The sequence below is a fragment of the Escherichia sp. E1V33 genome, from assembly GCF_004211955.1.
Lineage (GTDB): Bacteria > Pseudomonadota > Gammaproteobacteria > Enterobacterales > Enterobacteriaceae > Escherichia.
In genome coordinates this window covers 290331-308995 of sequence record NZ_RHJI01000010.1, presented here as the reverse complement: position 1 = coordinate 308995, position 18665 = coordinate 290331, and the positions used below count along the sequence as shown (strand labels likewise).

General features: G+C 51.0%; 20 protein-coding genes, 4 pseudogenes and 1 other annotated feature. Of the genes and pseudogenes, 11 read left to right on the top strand and 13 right to left on the bottom strand.

The features are described from left to right. Positions 1-174 precede the first annotated feature (174 nt). From hisIE to hisL, 9 genes are all read right to left on the bottom strand, one after another. Entirely contained in the window at positions 175-786 is a 612-nt protein-coding gene (gene hisIE / locus D9742_RS09695) for a bifunctional phosphoribosyl-AMP cyclohydrolase/phosphoribosyl-ATP diphosphatase HisIE (protein ID WP_130236762.1), read from the bottom strand. Continuing rightward, the gene (gene hisF, locus D9742_RS09690; RefSeq protein ID WP_042093324.1) at positions 780-1556 is read right to left on the bottom strand and encodes an imidazole glycerol phosphate synthase subunit HisF; all 777 of its coding nucleotides are present in this window, start codon (positions 1554-1556) and stop codon (positions 780-782) included. The genes hisIE and hisF overlap by 7 nt, the downstream gene beginning before the upstream one ends. Further along, positions 1538-2275, bottom strand: a complete 738-nt coding sequence (gene hisA / locus D9742_RS09685; protein WP_130236761.1) for a 1-(5-phosphoribosyl)-5-[(5-phosphoribosylamino)methylideneamino]imidazole-4-carboxamide isomerase — start codon at positions 2273-2275, stop codon at positions 1538-1540. Before hisA ends, hisF begins: the two co-directional genes overlap by 19 nt. Then, positions 2275-2865 (bottom strand): imidazole glycerol phosphate synthase subunit HisH, encoded by a 591-nt coding sequence (hisH, locus tag D9742_RS09680; protein ID WP_100734037.1) that lies wholly within the window; start codon positions 2863-2865, stop codon positions 2275-2277. The genes hisA and hisH overlap by 1 nt, the downstream gene beginning before the upstream one ends. Further along, positions 2865-3932, bottom strand: coding sequence for a bifunctional histidinol-phosphatase/imidazoleglycerol-phosphate dehydratase HisB (gene hisB / locus D9742_RS09675; protein ID WP_000080093.1), 1068 nt, complete (start codon positions 3930-3932; stop codon positions 2865-2867). The genes hisH and hisB overlap by 1 nt, the downstream gene beginning before the upstream one ends. Further along, entirely contained in the window at positions 3932-5002 is a 1071-nt protein-coding gene (gene hisC, locus D9742_RS09670) for a histidinol-phosphate transaminase (RefSeq protein ID WP_130236760.1), read from the bottom strand. The genes hisB and hisC overlap by 1 nt, the downstream gene beginning before the upstream one ends. Beyond that, positions 4999-6303, bottom strand: a complete 1305-nt coding sequence (gene hisD / locus D9742_RS09665; RefSeq protein WP_130236759.1) for a histidinol dehydrogenase — start codon at positions 6301-6303, stop codon at positions 4999-5001. The genes hisC and hisD overlap by 4 nt, the downstream gene beginning before the upstream one ends. Positions 6304-6308: 5 nt before the next feature. Beyond that, complete coding sequence (gene hisG / locus D9742_RS09660; RefSeq protein WP_000131792.1) at positions 6309-7208, bottom strand: ATP phosphoribosyltransferase; 900 nt, start codon at positions 7206-7208, stop codon at positions 6309-6311. A 46-nt stretch (positions 7209-7254) separates the two neighbouring features. Then, positions 7255-7378: a sequence feature (His leader region), on the bottom strand. After that, positions 7354-7404, bottom strand: coding sequence for a his operon leader peptide (gene hisL, locus D9742_RS09655; protein WP_001364200.1), 51 nt, complete (start codon positions 7402-7404; stop codon positions 7354-7356). (Overlaps the previous feature by 25 nt.) 425 nt (positions 7405-7829) lie before the next feature. On the opposite strand from hisL, the gene D9742_RS09650 reads away from it, so the two are divergent. From D9742_RS09650 to plaP, 4 genes are all read left to right on the top strand, one after another. Continuing rightward, on the top strand, positions 7830-8654 hold the full coding sequence (locus D9742_RS09650; protein WP_130236758.1) for an SDR family oxidoreductase: 825 nt from the start codon (positions 7830-7832) through the stop codon (positions 8652-8654). Between the two features lie 45 nt (positions 8655-8699). Continuing rightward, positions 8700-9629 (top strand): LysR substrate-binding domain-containing protein, encoded by a 930-nt coding sequence (locus D9742_RS09645; RefSeq protein WP_130236757.1) that lies wholly within the window; start codon positions 8700-8702, stop codon positions 9627-9629. 214 nt (positions 9630-9843) lie between these two features. Further along, positions 9844-9906: a membrane protein YoeI gene (gene yoeI, locus D9742_RS09640; protein WP_010723108.1), complete on the top strand. Its 63-nt coding sequence runs from the start codon at positions 9844-9846 to the stop codon at positions 9904-9906. Then, positions 9896-11254, top strand: coding sequence for a putrescine/proton symporter PlaP (gene plaP / locus D9742_RS09635; RefSeq protein ID WP_000019197.1), 1359 nt, complete (start codon positions 9896-9898; stop codon positions 11252-11254). Before yoeI ends, plaP begins: the two co-directional genes overlap by 11 nt. A gap of 80 nt (positions 11255-11334) precedes the next feature. Here plaP and sbcB read toward each other — a convergent pair whose 3' ends face one another. Beyond that, positions 11335-12759, bottom strand: coding sequence for an exodeoxyribonuclease I (gene sbcB / locus D9742_RS09630; protein ID WP_130236756.1), 1425 nt, complete (start codon positions 12757-12759; stop codon positions 11335-11337). Between the two features lie 211 nt (positions 12760-12970). Here sbcB and dacD point away from each other — a divergent pair, with 211 nt between their 5' ends. The 4 genes from dacD (at position 12971) to D9742_RS09610 (ending at position 16470) form a co-directional block, all read left to right on the top strand. After that, a complete protein-coding gene (gene dacD, locus D9742_RS09625) occupies positions 12971-14137 on the top strand; it encodes a serine-type D-Ala-D-Ala carboxypeptidase DacD (protein WP_130236755.1) in 1167 nt (388 codons plus the stop codon). Positions 14138-14255: 118 nt separating this feature from the next. Then, positions 14256-14729 (top strand): DNA gyrase inhibitor SbmC, encoded by a 474-nt coding sequence (gene sbmC / locus D9742_RS09620; protein ID WP_130216383.1) that lies wholly within the window; start codon positions 14256-14258, stop codon positions 14727-14729. Positions 14730-14910: 181 nt separating this feature from the next. After that, positions 14911-15969 carry an FUSC family protein gene (locus D9742_RS09615; RefSeq protein WP_130236754.1) on the top strand — a complete coding sequence of 353 codons (1059 nt, stop codon included), beginning with the start codon at positions 14911-14913 and terminating at the stop codon, positions 15967-15969. 171 nt (positions 15970-16140) lie between these two features. Further along, on the top strand, positions 16141-16470 hold the full coding sequence (locus tag D9742_RS09610; protein WP_000450409.1) for a DUF496 family protein: 330 nt from the start codon (positions 16141-16143) through the stop codon (positions 16468-16470). A gap of 109 nt (positions 16471-16579) precedes the next feature. On the opposite strand, the pseudogene D9742_RS23785 reads toward D9742_RS09610, so the two are convergent. The 3 pseudogenes from D9742_RS23785 to D9742_RS23420 all read right to left on the bottom strand — a co-directional run. After that, positions 16580-16693: pseudogene (locus tag D9742_RS23785) on the bottom strand (propanediol utilization protein); the annotation flags it as partial. A 67-nt stretch (positions 16694-16760) separates the two neighbouring features. Next, a pseudogene (locus D9742_RS23425) lies at positions 16761-16886 on the bottom strand (IS3 family transposase); the annotation flags it as partial. Next, a pseudogene (locus D9742_RS23420) lies at positions 16873-17025 on the bottom strand (transposase); the annotation flags it as partial. The pseudogenes D9742_RS23420 and D9742_RS23425, both read right to left, overlap by 14 nt. Positions 17026-17091: 66 nt before the next feature. Here D9742_RS23420 and D9742_RS23415 point away from each other — a divergent pair. From D9742_RS23415 to cobS, 3 genes and pseudogenes are all read left to right on the top strand, one after another. Continuing rightward, a pseudogene (locus D9742_RS23415) lies at positions 17092-17238 on the top strand (cobalamin biosynthesis protein); the annotation flags it as partial. Between the two features lie 134 nt (positions 17239-17372). Next, complete coding sequence (gene cobU / locus D9742_RS09600; RefSeq protein ID WP_130236753.1) at positions 17373-17918, top strand: bifunctional adenosylcobinamide kinase/adenosylcobinamide-phosphate guanylyltransferase; 546 nt, start codon at positions 17373-17375, stop codon at positions 17916-17918. Continuing rightward, on the top strand, positions 17915-18658 hold the full coding sequence (cobS, locus tag D9742_RS09595) for an adenosylcobinamide-GDP ribazoletransferase (protein ID WP_130236752.1): 744 nt from the start codon (positions 17915-17917) through the stop codon (positions 18656-18658). Before cobU ends, cobS begins: the two co-directional genes overlap by 4 nt. The last annotated feature ends 7 nt before the right edge of the window (positions 18659-18665 follow it).

Here is an 18665-nt window from a genome sequence, read left to right as displayed (position 1 = left end):
GCTTTAAGTAAAAAGGGCAGGGTGGTAACACCTTGCCCTTTTTTGTTACCGGATGCGATGCTGGCGCATCTTATCCAGCCTACGTGTGCAGAGCGAATAGTAGGCCCGATAAGCTTGCGCATCGGGCAATGGCTCCGGATGCGACAACAACATCGCATCCGGTCAGCCCGCAACTCACTGATGCCGTTTGCGCAGGTTTTCAATCACCGCCGTTAAATCCAGATCCTGATCCTGCAACAGCACCAGCAGGTGATACATCAAGTCAGACGCCTCGTTGGTCAGTTCGAAGCGGTCATGTACCGTCGCTGCCAGTGCAGTTTCCACGCCTTCTTCGCCCACTTTCTGCGCAATGCGCTTAGTGCCGCTGGCATACAATTTGGCTGTATAGGAGGTTTCCGGATCGGCAGATTTACGTTCGGCGAGCAGTTGTTCCAGTTGATACAGGAATAGCCACTGGTGAGCGGTGTTGCCGAAGCAGCTGCTGGTGCCTTTATGGCAGGTCGGGCCGATGGGATTCGCTAGTACCAGTAACGTGTCGTTGTCGCAGTCCGGGGCAATACTCACCACATTGAGGAAATTGCCCGACGTTTCGCCTTTGGTCCACAGTCGCTGTTTAGTGCGCGAGAAGAAGGTGACTTTGCCGCTTTCGATGGTTTTGTCTAAGGCTTCCGGGTTCATGTAGCCCAGCATTAACACTTCGCCGGATACCGCATGTTGCACAATCACCGGCATCAGTCCGTCGGTTTTTTCCCAGTCCAGTTCGCGACGTTGTTGTTCTGTTAACATATCCTGATCTCCACGCCCTGTGTTGCCAGGTACGCTTTTAATTCACCAATATTGATTATTTGTTTGTGGAATACGGAAGCCGCCAGCGCGCCGTCAACGTCGGCATCGCGGAAGGCTTCGAGGAAGTGTTCCATGGTGCCTGCGCCACCGGAGGCAATCAGTGGAACGTGGCACACTTCACGCACTTTTTTCAGTTGCTCGAGGTCGTAACCGTTACGCACGCCGTCCTGATTCATCATGTTCAGGACGATTTCTCCGGCACCGCGTTTTTGCACTTCCTCTACCCAGTCGAGCGTTTCCCATTGAGTAACGCGGGTGCGGCTTTCATCGCCGGTATATTGATTCACATGATATTTACCGGTTTCGGCGTCGTACCAGGTATCAATACCGACCACAATACACTGCACGCCAAAGCGATCCGCCAGCCGTGTAATTAACGTCGGGTCCGCCAGCGCAGGAGAGTTGATAGAGATTTTATCCGCGCCAAAGGAAAGAATTTTCGCGGCGTCATCCAGCGATTTAATTCCTCCCGCAACGCAGAACGGAATGTCGATCACTTCTGCCACGCGAGATACCCAGCTTTTATCTACCACACGTCCATCACTGGAGGCGGTAATATCGTAGAACACCAGTTCGTCTGCACCTTCCTCGGCGTAGCGTTTTGCCAGCGGCACGATATCGCCAATGATTTCATGGTTGCGAAACTGTACGCCTTTCACCACCTGACCATCACGAACGTCGAGACACGGAATTATGCGTTTTGCCAGCATGCGATGGCCTCCTTCACGGTGAATTTACCTTCCAGCAATGCACGACCAACTATTACGCCGCGCACGCCAGTACCACGCAGGGTTGCCACATCATCAATGTCGCCAATACCGCCGGAGGACTGAAATGCCACTTGCGGATATTTGGCGCACACTTCTTCATATAAAGAGACGTTAGAACCTGCCAGCGTGCCGTCGCGCGAGATATCGGTACACAGCACATGTTTCAGTCCGACGGGCAGATAGGTTTCCACCAGTTGTTCCAGTGACACGCCCGAGTTCTCTTGCCAGCCGCTGACCGCCACCTGCTTGTTGCCTTGCTCGTCAATGCGAACATCCAGTGCCAGCACCAGCGCGTCGGCACCGAAGCGTTCAAACCAGCCTTTTACTATTTCTGGTGATTTCACTGCGGTGGAGCCGACCACCACACGCGCAACGCCTGCTTCCAGTAACGCCGCTACGTCTTCTTCACTACGCACACCGCCACCGACCTGCACAGGGACGTTAACGCCCGCGACCAAGGTTTTAATCAGCGGGATTTGACGTTTAGCCGGATCTTTTGCCCCAGTCAGATCCACCAGGTGCAGCACTTCAGCACCTTGTGAGGCGTAATCCTGTAAGCGAGGCAGCGGGTCGTTACCATAATCGCGCTGTTTGCCGTAATCGCCCTGATGGAGACGCACCACGGTGCCGTCGATTAAATCTAATGCCGGAATAATCATCACATCTCCAGGAAGTTTTTCAGCAACTTAGCGCCAGCAGCTCCGGAGCGTTCCGGGTGGAACTGAACGCCGTAGAAGTTATCTTTTTGTACCGCAGCGGTAAACGGTTCGCCGTAATTACATTGGGCGATGGTCCACGGATTGACCGGCATTGCGTAGCTGTGAACAAAGTAAAAGTACGCGCCGTCTTCAATCCCCTGAAACAGGCGGTTGCCTGCCTGCGGGTAAACGCGGTTCCAGCCCATATGCGGCAGTGGCAGACCAAAGTCGGTCATTTTCGGCACGTCTTCGTCGATGATGCCCAGCAAATCGACGCCGTTGCTCTCTTCGCTGCGCCGCCCCAGCAGTTGCATCCCTAAGCAGATGCCCAGCACCGGTTGGGTACAAGCTTTGATGAGATCAAACAGCTCGCGCTCACGCACCTGATTCATCGCTGCTTGTGCGGTGCCAACGCCGGGTAAAAATAGTTTATCGGCCAGCAACACTACGTCCGGGTCGCGGCTGACTTTTGGTTCATAACCGTGACGCGCAATTGCCGACTTCACCGAGTTCAGGTTGGCGCAGCCGGTATCAAGGATCACCACGTTCATTACAACACTCCTTTTGACGAGGGCAGGGTGTCGCCTTCCACGCGGATGGCCTGGCGCAGGGTGCGACCAAAGGCTTTGAACAGGCTCTCTACACGGTGGTGATCGTTTTTACCTTTAGTTTTCAGGTGCAACGTCACGCCCATGGTGTAAGAGAGTGAACGGAAGAAGTGCTCGATCATCTCGGTGCTGAGATCGCCCACGCGCTGGTAGGTAAATTCAGCTTTATATTCCAGGTGCGGGCGACCAGAGATATCCAGTGCGCAGCGGGCAAGGCATTCGTCCATCGGCAGCACAAAACCAAAGCGGCAAATACCGCGTTTGTCGCCAAGAGCAATTTTTAACGCTTCGCCCAACGCCAGACCGGTATCTTCGACGGTGTGGTGATCGTCGATATAGAGGTCGCCTTTGACGTTGATTTCCATACGGAAACCGCCGTGGGTAGCGATCTGATCCAGCATGTGATCAAAGAAGCCAACGCCGGTGTTAATCTTGCTGCCACCTTCGCGATCCAGCCACACCTGGACGTCAATTTGCGTCTCTTTGGTGTTGCGCACTACATGGGCGTAACGGTCTCGTTTAGTGAGTTGCTCGCCAATCATCGGCCAGTTCAGGGTTTCGCGGTCGTAGCGTAAACCATTAATGCCCATGTTTTCAGCCAGTTGAATATCGGTCGCGCGATCGCCAATCACATAACTATTGGCGCGATCCATCGCTTGCTCAGCCAGGTAACGCTCCACCAGTTTTACTTTCGGCTTACGGCAGTCGCACTCATCGGCGGGCAGGTGCGGGCAAATCAGCACTTCATCAAACTGCACGCCTTGCGAGGTGAAGATCTGCATCATCAGGTTGTGCGGGCCATCGAAATCCGCCTGCGGGAAACTTTGTGTTCCCAGACCATCCTGATTAGTGATCATCACCAGCTTGTAGCCCGCTTTTTGCAGCTTCAGCAGCTCCGGGATCACACCCGGTTCAAAGGCGAGTTTGTCAAAACGGTCCACCTGAAAATCACTCGGCGGTTCGCTAATCAGGGTTCCATCGCGATCGATAAAAAGATACTTCTGACTCATCAAACTTGCTCCGCACGTAAGGCGTCAATGACGCGCTGGCTTTCTTCACGGGTTCCGACGGTAATTCGCAGGCAGCCGCTTAAAGAGGGTTGTTTATTCTGATCACGTAAGATAATGCCCTGATCCCACAAAGATTTAAACACTGCGCTGGAGGCTTTAAAGCGCGCCAGAATGTAATTGGTTTCAGAGTCAAAAACCTGCTCCACGCAGGAGATTTCTTTCAGTGCGGCAATCAGATATTCGCGTTCTGCAATAATTTGCGCCACCCGCTCACGCATGGCGATAATTCCCTGCGGGCTTAACGCCTGGGCCGCAATGTCGGCAACCGGCGTCGAGAGCGGGTAGGGGGCGATCACTTTCATCAGCAGGTTGATGACTTCTTCGTTTGCCAGCGTAAATCCGCAACGAAGCCCCGCCAGAGCAAAAGCTTTCGACAGTGTGCGCAAAATAGCCAGGTGAGGATATTCCGCCAGCCAGCCAGCCAGCGATGCCTGCGGGCAAAACTCGATATAGGCTTCATCGGCAACCACAATGGCTTTTCCGCGGGTTAACTCCAGCAGAGTGCGAAAATCTTGCGGATTGATCAGTTGCCCGGTGGGGTTATTGGGGCTGCAAACATAAACCACTTTTACGCCGTCCAGCTTGTCGGAAATGCCCTGTAAGTCCAGTTGCCAGTTGTCCAGCGTCGGCACTGTGCGGCACTCGACGCCAATGGTTTCGGCGCTGACGCTGTACATGCCGTACGTTGGCGGGCAGTAGAGGATGGCGTCTTTACCTGGTTCGCAAAAAGCGCGAATCAGCAGTTCAATACCTTCGTCCGCGCCACGGCTGACCAGCACCTGTTCCGGTTTTACGCCTGCATACTGCGCGTAATTTTCAATCACCGCTTTTGGCTGACATTCCGGGTAGCGGTTGAGCGTTTGCTGAGTAAGCTGAAACTCCACGGCTGTGGGATATTCGTTGGCGTTCAGCCAGACGTCGCCATTACCGCCCAGACGACGCGCCGACTGATACGGCGTCAGGTTGCGGACGTTTTCACGCGCTAAATCGGTAATAGTCACGGTGCTCATGCTTGCTCCTTAAGGGCGTTAACACGCAAAGTAACGGCATTTTTATGGGCAGTCAGGCGCTCGGCGGCGGCCAGTGTTTCAATGGTCGAAGCCAGCGCGGAGAAACCTTCTTTCGACAGTTCCTGCACGGTCATGCGCTTCTGAAAATCTGCCAGCCCGAGGCTGGAACAGGTGGCGGTGTAACCGTAAGTGGGCAGCACGTGGTTGGTGCCAGAGGCGTAATCACCTGCCGATTCCGGTGACCAGTCACCAAGAAATACCGAACCGGCGCTGGTGATGCCTTCGACCAGTTCGCGGGCGTTGCGGGTCTGAATAATCAGGTGCTCCGGGCCGTACTGGTTGGAGATCTCTACGCATTGCGCTAAATCTTTAGTCACGATCAGGCGGCTGGCGCTCAGTGCCTGACGTGCGGTTTCAGCTCTCGGCAGTTCCGCCAGCTGGCGTTCGACAGCTTCGGCAACGCGACGCGCCATATCAGCATCGGGCGTCAGTAAAATCACCTGTGAGTCCGGGCCGTGTTCAGCCTGGGAGAGCAAATCAGAAGCCACGAAATCTGGCGTAGCGCCGCTGTCGGCAATGACCAACACTTCCGACGGGCCTGCGGGCATATCGATAGCCGCACCGTCCAGACGCTGGCTCACCTGGCGTTTTGCCTCGGTGACAAAGGCGTTGCCCGGCCCGAAGATTTTGTCCACTTTCGGCACAGATTCAGTACCAAACGCCAGCGCGGCAATGGCCTGTGCGCCGCCGACGTTAAACACGTCCTGCACACCGCACAGCTGCGCCGCGTAAAGGATCTCATCGGCAATCGGCGGCGGTGAGCACAGCACCACTTTATTGCAAGCTGCAATACGCGCCGGAGTCGCCAGCATTAATACCGTTGAGAAGAGCGGGGCGGAGCCGCCAGGAATATACAAACCAACCGAAGCCACCGGGCGCGTTACCTGCTGGCAACGCACGCCTGGCTGAGTTTCTACATCTACCGGCGGCAGTTTTTGCGCAGTGTGGAAGGTTTCAATATTCTTTACTGCTACCGCCATCGCCTGTTTTAGCTCGTCGCTCAGGCGTTCGCTGGCGGCGGCAATTTCCTCAGCAGACACCTTCAGCGCGGTAACCGTGGTTTTATCAAACTTCGCGCTGTATTCACGCAGGGCCTCATCGCCACGCGTTTTCACGTTATCGAGAATATCGTTAACAGTGCGGGTAATGCTTTCAGAAGCGGAGATCGCCGGGCGCATTAACAGCTGGTGTTGTTGCTCCGCAGTACAGCTATTCCAGTCAATGATTGTGTTAAAGCTCATGGCGATCACTCCATCATCTTCTCAATCGGCAGGACCAGAATTGAACTGGCACCCAGCGCTTTCAGTTTTTCCATCGTTTCCCAGAACAGGGTTTCGCTACTGACCATGTGCATCGCTACGCGCTGTTGGTCACCCGCCAGCGGCAGAATAGTTGGGCGTTCGGCACCTGGCAGCAGGGCGATAACTTCATCCAGACGTTCGGTTGGTGCGTGCATCATGATGTATTTTGATTCGCGCGCCTGGATCACGCCCTGAATACGAGTCAGCAGTTTGTCGATCAGTTGCTGTTTGGATTCTTCCATTTTGCCATCGCGCTGGATAAGGCAGGCTTTCGAGCGGTAGATAACTTCGACTTCGCGCAGGCCGTTTGCTTCCAGCGTGGCACCGGTGGAAACCAGATCGCAAATCGCATCCGCCAGTCCGGCGCGCGGGGCGACTTCAACAGAACCGTTCAGTAAGCAGGATTTAAAAGAGATGCCTTTCTGGTCGAGATAACGCTTGAGCAGGTGAGGATAAGAGGTGGCGATACGTTTACCGTTTAAGGAGAGCGGACCGTCCCAGGCTTCATCAACCGGCGTTGCCAGCGAAAGGCGGCAGCCGCCGAAATCCAGACGACGCAGGGTAAAGTAGCGCGGATCTTCACCCTGGGCGCGGCGGTTAAGCAGTTCTTCTTCCAGCACGTTTTCGCCGATAATCCCAAGGTCTACCACGCCGTCCATCACCAGACCGGGAATGTCGTCGTCACGCACGCGCAGAATATCAATCGGCATGTTTTCTGCCATCGCGATCAGGCGCTGGGTGTGAAGATTGATTTTAATGCCACAGCGCGCCAGCAATTCGCGTGAGTCATCACTTAAACGTCCTGATTTCTGCATAGCTATGCGTAAACGAGTGTTGTCTGTCATTTTTTTATTCCTCTTTAAACCTGTCTGAACCGTTATCAACCGCGCAATAAAAAAGCCCCCGGAAGGTGATCTTCCGGGGGCTTTCTCATGCGTTCATGCACCGCTGGAAGATCTGAATGTCTTCCAGCACACATCGCCTGAAAGACTAGTCAGGATGATGGTGATGATGGTGGTGTTTAAATTGAACGCGTGTCATAAAAATCTCTGTGAATGTTTATTCAACTGATGTCTTTTAACCTAAACCACTTTCACGTTAGAAAGCAAGGGCTTTTTTATATATTTTATGGCGATGGATTTGTTTAATGAATGAGCGGGGAAAGGAGGGTGCCTGGAGTGACTACGTTAGAAAAAAAATCGTGAAAATATGTCTTTAAAACCCTCAAGAACATTGTGTTCTGTAACTAAAGTGGGCTTTGTTCATGCCGGATGCGGCGTGAACGCCTTATCTGGTCTACAAATGTTGCCGAAATTCAATATATTGATGTTTTTGTAGGACTGATAAGCGGAGCGCATCAGGCAATGGTATATTTGCTAACAGTTTTGATTCATTCATAGAATGAATTGTCAGTTTTGATACGCTGGCGTAGCCTTATAGATCTAAGGTGTATCAGGAGAAAACGGATGAAAAAGGTCGCAATTGTCGGGTTAGGGTGGTTAGGCATGCCGCTGGCGATGTCACTTTCAGCGCGAGGCTGGCAAGTCACCGGGAGTAAAACTACACAAGATGGCGTAGAAGCGGCCCAAATGAGTGGGATTGATAGCTATCTGCTTCGCATGGAGCCCGAATTAGTTTGCGATTCTGACGATCTGGATGCCCTGATGGATGCTGACGCGCTGGTCATTACGCTTCCGGCACGTCGTAGCGGCCCCGGCGATGAGTTCTATTTACAAGCAGTACAGGAGCTAGTGGATAGTGCACTGGCTTATCACATTCCCCGCATTATTTTTACCAGTTCAACATCTGTTTACGGTGATGCGCAAGGCACAGTGAAAGAAAACACCCCGCGTAATCCGTTGACCAACAGTGGACGAGTATTAAAAGAACTCGAAGACTGGTTGCACAACTTACCTGGTACGTCGGTCGATATTCTGCGTCTTGCGGGTCTGGTCGGGCCAGGGCGTCATCCCGGACGTTTCTTTGCCGGAAAAACCGCGCCAGACGGTGAACATGGTGTGAATTTAGTCCATTTAGAAGATGTTATTGGCGCTATCACTCTGTTGTTACAGGCACCTAAAGGCGGACACATCTATAATATATGTGCGCCAGCTCACCCTGCGCGTAATGTTTTCTATCCGCAGATGGCCCGTTTACAGGGGCTGGAACCTCCGCAATTCAGAAATAGTCTGGACAGCGGCAAAGGTAAAATTATTGATGGGAGTCGGATCTGTAATGAGCTGGGCTTTGAATACCAGTATCCCGATCCGCTGGTAATGCCGCTGGAGTAAACCATCACGCCAGCAGGACGCCGCATACACTGCAAGGGGGCGTGTATGAAACCACTGCTGGATGTGTTGATGATCCTCGATGCCTTAGAAAAAGAGGGCAGTTTTGCGGCGGCGTCGGCCAAACTCTATAAGACGCCGTCCGCTCTGAGTTACACCGTTCACAAGCTGGAAAGCGACCTTAATATTCAATTACTCGATCGCAGCGGTCACCGCGCTAAATTTACCCGTACCGGAAAGATGTTATTAGAGAAAGGGCGGGAAGTTCTCCACACTGTCCATGAACTGGAAAAACAAGCGATCAAACTCCATGAAGGTTGGGAAAACGAACTGGTGATTGGTGTTGATGATACCTTTCCCTTTTCACTGCTTGCGCCACTTATTGAAGCCTTTTATCAACATCACAACGTCACGCGTCTGAAGTTTATCAATGGCGTTCTGGGCGGTTCCTGGGAGGCCCTGACCCAGGGGAGGGCAGATATTATTGTTGGCGCTATGCATGAACCGCCAGCTTCCAGCGAATATGGTTTCTCTCGGTTGGGCGATCTGGAGCAAGTTTTCGCGGTTGCACCTCATCATCCGCTAGCTCTGGAAGAGGAACCGCTAAATCGCCGTATCATTAAACGCTATCGGGCGATTATTGTGGGTGATACTGCGCAGGCAGGCGCATCCACGGCGTCACAACTTCTCGATGAACAAGAGGCCATTACCGTATTTGATTTTAAAACCAAACTGGAATTGCAAATCAGTGGCCTTGGTTGCGGTTATTTACCGCGCTATCTGGCGCAACGCTTTCTCGATAGTGGCGCGTTAATTGAGAAAAAAGTAGTTGCGCAATCCCTCTTTGAACCCGTATGGATTGGATGGAATGAACAAACCGCAGGACTTGCAAGCGCATGGTGGCGTGATGAGATTTTAGCAAATAGTGCTATTGCCGGTGTTTATGCAAAATCTGATGACGGAAAATCAGCCATTTAAAGAAAAAATTATATGACAAGCCTCTCATTCTCTTGTCATTTACCCCCCATTTAGGCACAATGCGCCGCTGTCAAAAAATGACTAAAAACCGACGTTTCATCCGCGTCGGTTATTTTTTGCTTCAAACCAATCATTCATACCAAGAGGCCGGGCTTCGTACCGGATAGATATTTACTAAAAATCGACAGTTGTTGTCGCTGAGGAATCCAAAAAAATGGGGCAATTTTTTGCTTACGCGACGGTTATCACCGTAAAGGAGAATGACCATGTCGCATAACGTTACTCCAAACACCTCTCGCGTGGAATTGCGTAAAACGCTTACGTTAGTTCCGGTTGTAATGATGGGTCTTGCCTATATGCAGCCGATGACGCTGTTTGATACATTTGGTATCGTTTCAGGCCTCACGGATGGTCATGTGCCGACAGCCTATGCGTTCGCATTGATTGCGATCCTGTTTACGGCTCTGAGCTACGGGAAGCTGGTTCGCCGCTATCCTTCTGCTGGCTCTGCATACACTTACGCCCAGAAATCCATTAGCCCGACTGTCGGCTTTATGGTGGGTTGGTCTTCTCTGCTCGACTATTTGTTCGCGCCGATGATCAACATTCTGCTGGCAAAAATTTATTTTGAAGCTCTGGTGCCTTCCATTCCATCGTGGATGTTTGTGGTGGCGCTGGTGGCCTTTATGACCGCCTTTAACCTGCGTAGTCTGAAGTCCGTAGCGAACTTCAACACCGTAATTGTGGTGTTGCAGGTTGTGCTGATCGCGGTGATTCTGGGCATGGTAGTTTACGGCGTATTTGAAGGTGAAGGCGCTGGTACGCTGGCGAGCACTCGTCCGTTCTGGTCTGGTGATGCACATGTCATCCCGATGATCACTGGTGCGACGATTCTGTGCTTCTCCTTTACCGGCTTTGACGGCATCAGCAACTTGTCGGAAGAAACCAAAGATGCAGAGCGCGTGATTCCGCGTGCAATTTTCCTGACCGCGCTTATCGGCGGCATGATCTTCATCTTTGCAACTTACTTCCTGCAGCTGTACTTCCCGGATATCTCTCGCTTTAAAGATCCGGATGCGTCACAGCCTGAAATCATGCTGTATGTTGCGGGTAAAGCGTTCCAGGTCGGCGCGCTGATCTTCTCCACCATTACCGTACTGGCGTCCGGTATGGCGGCGCACGCAGGCGTAGCGCGTCTGATGTACGTAATGGGTCGTGACGGCGTGTTCCCGAAAAGTTTCTTCGGTTATGTACACCCGAAATGGCGTACTCCGGCAATGAACATTATCCTGGTTGGCGCGATTGCTCTGCTGGCAATCAACTTCGACCTGGTAATGGCAACGGCGCTGATTAACTTTGGTGCGCTGGTGGCGTTCACCTTCGTTAACCTGTCGGTTATCTCGCAGTTCTGGATCCGTGAGAAGCGTAACAAGACGCTGAAAGATCACTTCCAGTATCTGTTCCTGCCGATGTGTGGTGCGCTGACTGTTGGTGCGCTGTGGGTTAACCTGGAAGAAAGCTCGATGGTTCTGGGGCTGATCTGGGCGGCTATCGGTCTGATTTACCTGGCTTGCGTGACTAAGAGCTTCCGTAACCCGGTTCCGCAGTACGAAGACGTTGCATAATCTTTAAAGCCGGATGACATAATCATCCGGTAAGTCACTAAAAGCCGGAGTGTAGTCCATAACACTCCGGCTTTTTCGTATCAGACGATCTCTTCGGCGTACTGCCAAAGCGACTTTAACAACGTTACTTTCTCTTTATCATCGGCATACTGTTGGGCCAGCATCTGCAGTTCCTCAGCATAGCTTTGGAGGAACTCTGGAGTGAAGACCTGGCGGCGATGCTCCAGCCAGCGTTGCTGCTCGGCGTAATCCAGCGTCCCCGGGAAGTTACGCGCCCGATAATTGAACAACAGTTTCTCAATACGTTTATCAACAAAGGTGATATCCAGTGCCGGTAAATTACGGGGCTCGGTTTCGAGGACGATTTTCATTGCTGCGCGATCGGCGTCACTGAAAAAGCCATTATAAAGCTGGGCATCGACGTTATCTGAAGGGGTAAATGGTTCGGCTTCAGCAAATATCGCCACCACTTTTTCGCGGACTTGCGGGTTTTCACGCAGAATTTTCAGGTTATCGAGACAATGCTGACGATTAATTCCCAACCTGTCGGCATCTTCCGGGCGCAGCGTATTCGCCTGCGCCAGTACCGGGCATTTATTAATATGCACCAGCTTAACCGGAACTGCGGCGTTATCACCCAAATCGGCTTTTGCGGTATACAGACGCTCGCGCAGCGTGTCGCTGTCCAGCTCCAGGAGTGGCGAGATATCTCCCGCCAGATCCACCATAATCACGGCATTGCGATTTTCAGGATGCCACGCCAGTGGTGCCACCCAGCTGGTATTGCCGCGCCATGCGCCAAACATACCAGAAACATGCACCAGCGGTTTCATCTGCGGCACATCAATCAACGCCGTCAGTTTGTGCTTATTACGATGGGTAAAGAGATAATCAAACAGGCGTGGTTGCCGCGTTTTCACCAACTTCGCCATCGCAATAGTGGCGTACACATCGGCCATCGCATCGTGGGCGTTGCTATGCTCAATACCATTAGCTTTGGTTAAATGTTCAAGTCGAAAGCTTGGTAAACCATCTTCATTTTCAGGCCAGTTGATCCCCTCCGGGCGCAGGGCATAACAGGCACGCATCACGTCCAGCAGATCCCAGCGAGAGTTATCATGCTGCCAGCTCCAGGCATAGGGATCGTAGAAATTACGATAAAAGATATTGCGCGTAACTTCGTCGTCAAAACGCACATTGTTGTAACCAAGAATACAGGTCTTCGGTACGGTAAAAAGCGAGTGAATTCGTGCGGCAAAGGCAGCTTCGTTTTCCCCTTTCGCACGCGCTTCCTGCGGAGTGATGCCGGTAATTAACACCGCCTCTGGCTGGGGTAAATAATCATCCGCAGGCTTACAGTAAAAGACTTCAGGTTCGCCGATAATATTGAATTCGCTGTCAGTGCGAATGGCGGCAAACTGTGCAGGGCGATCTAACGCGGGGTGCGTGCCAAAGGTTTCGTAATCATGAAACAAAAAGGTAGATTGTTGCTTACCGTCATTCATCGTTAGGTTAAATCCGTTATTTCTGTTGTATGCCAGAGTATCAAATATCACCGTGCTAATCAGCTTTAGCGCGATATTTTGGCTGCGAGTGGAAACAGATAATGTCAGATTAAAATGAGATAAATGTCACATTTTCTTGCACTTTATTCCAGCCAGTTCATCAGGATTTCCGTAAAAAGAACAGCTATTGGAAACACCTGAGGATTTGCTGTTGAAACGCCGTCTTATTATTGCTGCTTCTTTGTTCGTTTTTAATTTATCGTCTGGTTTTGCGGCGGAAAATATTCCCTTTTCACCCCAACCTCCGGAGATTCATGCGGGGTCATGGGTATTGATGGATTACACAACCGGACAGATCCTCACGGCGGGTAATGAGCACCAACAACGTAACCCTGCCAGCCTGACTAAGCTAATGACGGGCTATGTCGTCGATCGCGCTATCGATAGCCATCGCATAACACCGGACGATATTGTCACTGTGGGGCGCGATGCGTGGGCGAAAGATAATCCGGTCTTTGTCGGCTCTTCATTGATGTTTTTGAAAGAGGGCGATCGCGTATCGGTACGTGATTTAAGCCGTGGATTAATTGTGGATTCCGGCAATGACGCCTGTGTGGCGCTTGCGGATTATATTGCCGGGGGGCAACGGCAGTTCGTCGCAATGATGAACAATTACGCTGAAAAGTTGCATTTACAGGATACCCATTTTGAAACGGTACACGGTCTGGATGCGCCGGGGCAGCATAGCTCGGCCTATGATTTAGCCGTGCTTTCTCGCGCCATCATCCACGGCGAACCTGAGTTTTACCATATGTACAGCGAAAAAAGCCTTACCTGGAACGGCATTACCCAGCAAAACCGAAACGGGCTATTGTGGGATAAAACCATGAACGTTGACGGCCTGAAAACCGGGCATACATCCGGGGCCGGGTTTAATCTCATTGCTTCGGCTGTGGATGGGCAGCGTCGTCTCATTGCAGTGGTAATGGGGGCTGACAGCGCAAAAGCTCGCGAAGAAGAGGCAAGAAAATTACTGCGTTGGGGGCAACAAAATTTTACCACGGTGCAAATTTTGCACCGTGGTAAAAAGGTTGGTACGGAACGCATCTGGTATGGTGATAAAGAAAACATCGCACTGGGAACGGAACAAGAATTCTGGATGGTGCTGCCGAAAACGGAGATCCCCAATATCAAAGCAAAATATACTCTTGATGGTAAAGAACTAACTGCGCCAATTGCTGCTCACAAGCGGGTAGGGGAAATTGAGCTTTACGACCGCGATAAATTGGTTGCGCACTGGCCACTGGTTACCCTGGAATCTGTCGGTGAAGGCGGTATGTTTTCCAGGTTGGGCGATTATTTCCACCATAAATCCTGACCTTTATTTATCGCAGACTGGCAGGAGTGCGAGTCTGCTCGCATAATCAACACTCATTCCTTGTGGTTTTAATATTGCAAAATACACTGTACAAAAAAACAGTGTATGTGGAGGCGTCATGAACTACGAGATTAAGCAGGAAGATAAACGTACCGTTGCAGGTTTCCATCTTGTTGGCCCGTGGGAACAAACGGTGAAGAAAGGTTTTGAGCAGTTGATGATGTGGGTAGACAACAAAAAAGTTGTACCTAAGGAATGGATCGCCGTCTATTACGATAACCCAGATGAAACACCCGCCGAAAAGTTACGTTGTGACACAGTGGTTTCCCTGGAGAACAATTTCACTCTACCGGAAAACAGTGAAGGTGTGATCCTGACGGAAATCTCCGGTGGACAATATGCGGTTGCCGTTGCCCGCGTAGAAGGCGATGATTTTTCTACGCCATGGTATCAGTTTTTTAATACTCTCTTGCAAGACAGTGCTTATCAGATGTCACCTAAGCCTTGTTTCGAAGTTTATCTTAATAACGGAGCGGAAGACGGCTATTGGGATATTGAAATGTATGTCGCAGTGCAGCCGAAAATGGGTTAATGCTGGTGCAACAGCAGGGTGTTAACCTGATTGCTTCGCTGTTTTTCGTCATGTAAAAGGGTAAAATTGGCCTTCAGATTACTGACAATCCCTTCGGGAATGTTCCTGATTACTGGTTGTAAGTCGGCTGGACAGCTGGTTTAGTGTCTGGCCGTTTATCCTTATTTTACGGAGTTGCAGCGTGCAAGCTGATAAGTGCCTTAGTCCGTTTGAAATTCGTGTGTACCGTCATTACCGTATCGTACATGGTACTCGTGTCGCGCTGGCATTCCTGCTGACTTTTCTCATTATTCGCCTGTTTACTATCCCGGAAAGCACCTGGCCGCTGGTCACTATGGTGGTGATCATGGGGCCTATCTCGTTTTGGGGTAACGTCGTCCCTCGTGCGTTCGAACGTATTGGCGGTACGGTGTTCGGCTCGATTTTAGGTCTTATAGCCCTGCAACTGGAGTTAATTTCGTTACCTCTGATGTTGGTCTGGTGCGCGGCGGCGATGTTCCTTTGCGGCTGGTTGGCGCTGGGCAAGAAACCTTATCAAGGCTTATTGATTGGTGTGACGCTGGCGATTGTTGTTGGTTCCCCGACAGGTGAAATTGATACGGCATTATGGCGAAGCGGCGATGTGATCCTCGGCTCTCTACTGGCAATGGTTTTTACTGGCATCTGGCCGCAGCGGGCCTTCATCCACTGGCGTATTCAACTGGCGAAAAGCCTTACCGAATATAACCGGGTCTATCAATCTGCATTTTCACCGAATCTACTGGAACGCCCGCATCTGGAAAGCCATCTGCAAAAACTCCTGGCTGATGCCGTGAAAATGCGTGGACTGATTGCACCCGCCAGCAAAGAGACCCGTATTCCAAAATCGATATATGAAGGTATCCAGACGATTAACCGTAATCTGGTTTGTATGCTGGAGCTGCAAATCAATGCTTACTGGGCAACGAGGCCCAGTCATTTCGTGCTATTGAATGCACAAAAACTGCGCGACACACAGCAAATGATGCAGCAAATAGTGCTGACTCTTGTTCATGCCCTGTACGAAGGCAATCCACAGCCGGTTTTTGCTAATACAGAAAAACTGAACGATGCTGTGGAAGAGTTGCGCCAGTTGCTCGCTGATCACCACGATCTGAAAGTCGTTGAGACGCCGATTTATGGCTATGTGTGGCTAAACATGGAAACGGCGCATCAACTGGAGTTGCTGTCAAATCTGATTTGTCGGGCTTTGCGCAAATAAAACCCGACCTTCATAATCAAATTGCTGCTGCTTCGATTCAGCAAGGATAAAGGGTATGATAGTGAATAGGGATAAAAGCATTGTCATCTGCGGCTGCTATGAGTAATGTTGGCCCTAATAAATAGCGGTTGCTTAAACGAATCCGACTCTCACATTATCAGGGGTATAAAAATGGAAACTACCAAGCCTTCATTCCAGGACGTGCTGGAATTTGTTCGTCTGTTCCGCCGTAAGAACAAGCTGCAACGTGAAATCCAGGACGTTGAGAAAAAGATCCGTGACAACCAGAAACGCGTCCTGCTGCTCGACAACCTGAGCGACTACATCAAACCTGGTATGAGCGTTGAAGCAATTCAGGGCATCATCGCCAGCATGAAAGGCGACTACGAAGATCGTGTTGATGACTACATCATCAAAAATGCTGAACTCTCCAAAGAGCGCCGCGATATCTCTAAAAAGCTGAAAGCCATGGGCGAAATGAAAAACGGCGAAGCGAAGTAATTTCTACTTTATTCAGTGAGGATTGCAAGGCAATCCTCACTGTTCATTGATTCTTTTCTTAGCGTCATAAGCCATCATTCCCATCTCATAACAGATTGAAATTTCTGACTTAACGACTGCCTTCTTCTGTATGCAATAAGGCAAGAAATTCTGCAACCCCGATGTTATTTACCGTGCTGGCCACTAACACCTTTCGTGCTCCGGCTTCCCGTAGCCCACATTCAGCGCCAGTGTGAGGGCGCTATCAAAATTGAAGTGGTCAACAAAAACTGATACCGGCGATTATTACTATCGCTGTGGAACATCACCCCGCCAGGCTTACCACGGGTTTCCCATGCCATTTCCAGCGCTTTCATGGTGAGCCTGCTGTCCGGCGAGAACGACATGGCCCAGCCCACTGGTTTTCTTGCGAACACGCAGTTGTTTGACCCATCTTGTCATTGTGGAAAGGCAGACATTCATAGCTTTGGCGGCATCTGCCACCGTGTAGTTCTGGTCAACAACCAGTTGAGCGGATTCGCGTTTAAACTCTGCGCTGAAATTTCTTTTTTTCATTGGAGCGCCTGTGTTGTTCTGAGGTGAGCGTATCACCTCTGTTCAGGTGGCCAAATTCAGTCAACCATTTCAGGTACGGCTGGTGAGGCTGTAGCGTTAATCCATTATCTGAATGAAATGTGTCAATTCAGAGAAACCGTTGCTAATGACACATTTTGTCGGTCGTTATCGCAGGGAAGTCGGGCTATTTCACAATTCCTTACGCATTCGTAATCGATTGAGAATGCTGGATTTTTATTTTTAATACGCGCAGTATTAATCGAAGAAATGTTATTACGGTCAGTAACAATGGAACATCCATTGTTCTGGTTAATGAATACCATCATACAATTGAATCGGGAGTCCGTATGATGATTTTGGTGACGGGGGGCGCACGGAGCGGGAAGAGCCGCCACGCAGAGGCGCTTATTGGGGATACACCACAGGTCCTGTATATCGCCACTTCGCAAGTCTTTGATGATGAGATGGCGGCACGGATTGAACATCATCGGCAAGGCCGCCCGGCGCACTGGCACACGGTGGAACGCTGGCAAAATCTTGATGAGTTAATTAACGCAGACATTAATCCGCAGTCTGCCGTATTGCTGGAATGCATTACGACAATGGTGACTAATCTTTTGTTTGAATATGGCGGCGATAAAGATCCTGAAAAATGGGATTATAACGCGATGGAGCAGGCGATTAATGGTGAGATTCAGTCGTTGATTGCCGCCTGTCAATGTAGTACTGCAAAGGTCGTATTAGTGACCAATGAAGTGGGCATGGGGATTGTGCCAGAGAATCGTCTGGCGCGACATTTTCGTGATATTGCCGGGCGGGTAAATCAGCAGTTGGCCGCTGCGGCAGATGAAGTATGGCTGGTGGTTTCGGGTATTGGAGTAAAAATCAAATGAGTAAATTATTTTGGGCGATGCTCTCTTTCATTACGCGTCTGCCTGTGCCGCGTCGTTGGTCTCAGGGGCTGGATTTTGAGCATTATTCTCGCGGTATCATTACTTTTCCTTTAATTGGTTTATTGCTTGGCGCGATTAGCGGACTGGTCTTCATGGTGTTGCAGGCATGGTGTGGCATACCGCTGGCGGCACTGTTTAGCGTACTTGTGCTGGCGCTGATGACCGGGGGATTCCACCTGGACGGCCTCGCCGATACCTGTGATGGCGTATTTTCTGCACGTAGCCGCGATCGCATGTTGGAAATCATGCGTGATAGCCGTTTAGGTACCCACGGCGGTCTGGCGCTGATTTTTGTGGTTGTGGCAAAGATTCTGGTGTTAAGCGAGTTGGCACTGCGTGGCGAACCGATCCTTACATCGCTGGCGGCGGCATGTGCGGTTAGCCGTGGGACAGCTGCATTGTTGATGTATCGTCATCGTTATGCCCGGGATGAAGGGCTTGGTAATGTGTTCATTGGCAAAATTGACGGGCGACAAACCTGCGTCACCGTCGGTTTAGCCGCTATTTTTGCTGCCGTATTATTACCAGGTATGCATGGTGTTGCTGCTATGGTGGTGACGATGGTGGCGATTTTCATCCTCGGTCAGCTTCTCAAACGGACTCTGGGCGGGCAAACCGGCGATACGCTGGGAGCAGCCATAGAGCTTGGTGAACTAGTCTTCCTGCTGGCACTGCTATAAAGAGACG

Bases quoted from the DNA above. Each gene is read 5' to 3' on its own strand.
- D9742_RS09650 (WP_130236758.1), top strand. From the start codon at position 7,830: ATGAAAAAGGTCGCAATTGTCGGGTTAGGGTGGTTAGGCATGCCGCTG.
- D9742_RS09645 (WP_130236757.1), top strand. From the start codon at position 8,700: ATGAAACCACTGCTGGATGTGTTGATGATCCTCGATGCCTTAGAAAAA.
- hisH (WP_100734037.1), bottom strand. From the start codon at position 2,865: ATGAACGTGGTGATCCTTGATACCGGCTGCGCCAACCTGAACTCGGTG.
- D9742_RS09610 (WP_000450409.1), top strand. From the start codon at position 16,141: ATGGAAACTACCAAGCCTTCATTCCAGGACGTGCTGGAATTTGTTCGT.
- hisD (WP_130236759.1), bottom strand. From the start codon at position 6,303: ATGAGCTTTAACACAATCATTGACTGGAATAGCTGTACTGCGGAGCAA.
- hisB (WP_000080093.1), bottom strand. From the start codon at position 3,932: ATGAGTCAGAAGTATCTTTTTATCGATCGCGATGGAACCCTGATTAGC.
- hisA (WP_130236761.1), bottom strand. From the start codon at position 2,275: ATGATTATTCCGGCATTAGATTTAATCGACGGCACCGTGGTGCGTCTC.
- cobS (WP_130236752.1), top strand. From the start codon at position 17,915: ATGAGTAAATTATTTTGGGCGATGCTCTCTTTCATTACGCGTCTGCCT.
- hisF (WP_042093324.1), bottom strand. From the start codon at position 1,556: ATGCTGGCAAAACGCATAATTCCGTGTCTCGACGTTCGTGATGGTCAG.
- sbcB (WP_130236756.1), bottom strand. From the start codon at position 12,759: ATGAATGACGGTAAGCAACAATCTACCTTTTTGTTTCATGATTACGAA.
- hisG (WP_000131792.1), bottom strand. From the start codon at position 7,208: ATGACAGACAACACTCGTTTACGCATAGCTATGCAGAAATCAGGACGT.
- cobU (WP_130236753.1), top strand. From the start codon at position 17,373: ATGATGATTTTGGTGACGGGGGGCGCACGGAGCGGGAAGAGCCGCCAC.
- sbmC (WP_130216383.1), top strand. From the start codon at position 14,256: ATGAACTACGAGATTAAGCAGGAAGATAAACGTACCGTTGCAGGTTTC.
- hisIE (WP_130236762.1), bottom strand. From the start codon at position 786: ATGTTAACAGAACAACAACGTCGCGAACTGGACTGGGAAAAAACCGAC.
- plaP (WP_000019197.1), top strand. From the start codon at position 9,896: ATGTCGCATAACGTTACTCCAAACACCTCTCGCGTGGAATTGCGTAAA.
- hisC (WP_130236760.1), bottom strand. From the start codon at position 5,002: ATGAGCACCGTGACTATTACCGATTTAGCGCGTGAAAACGTCCGCAAC.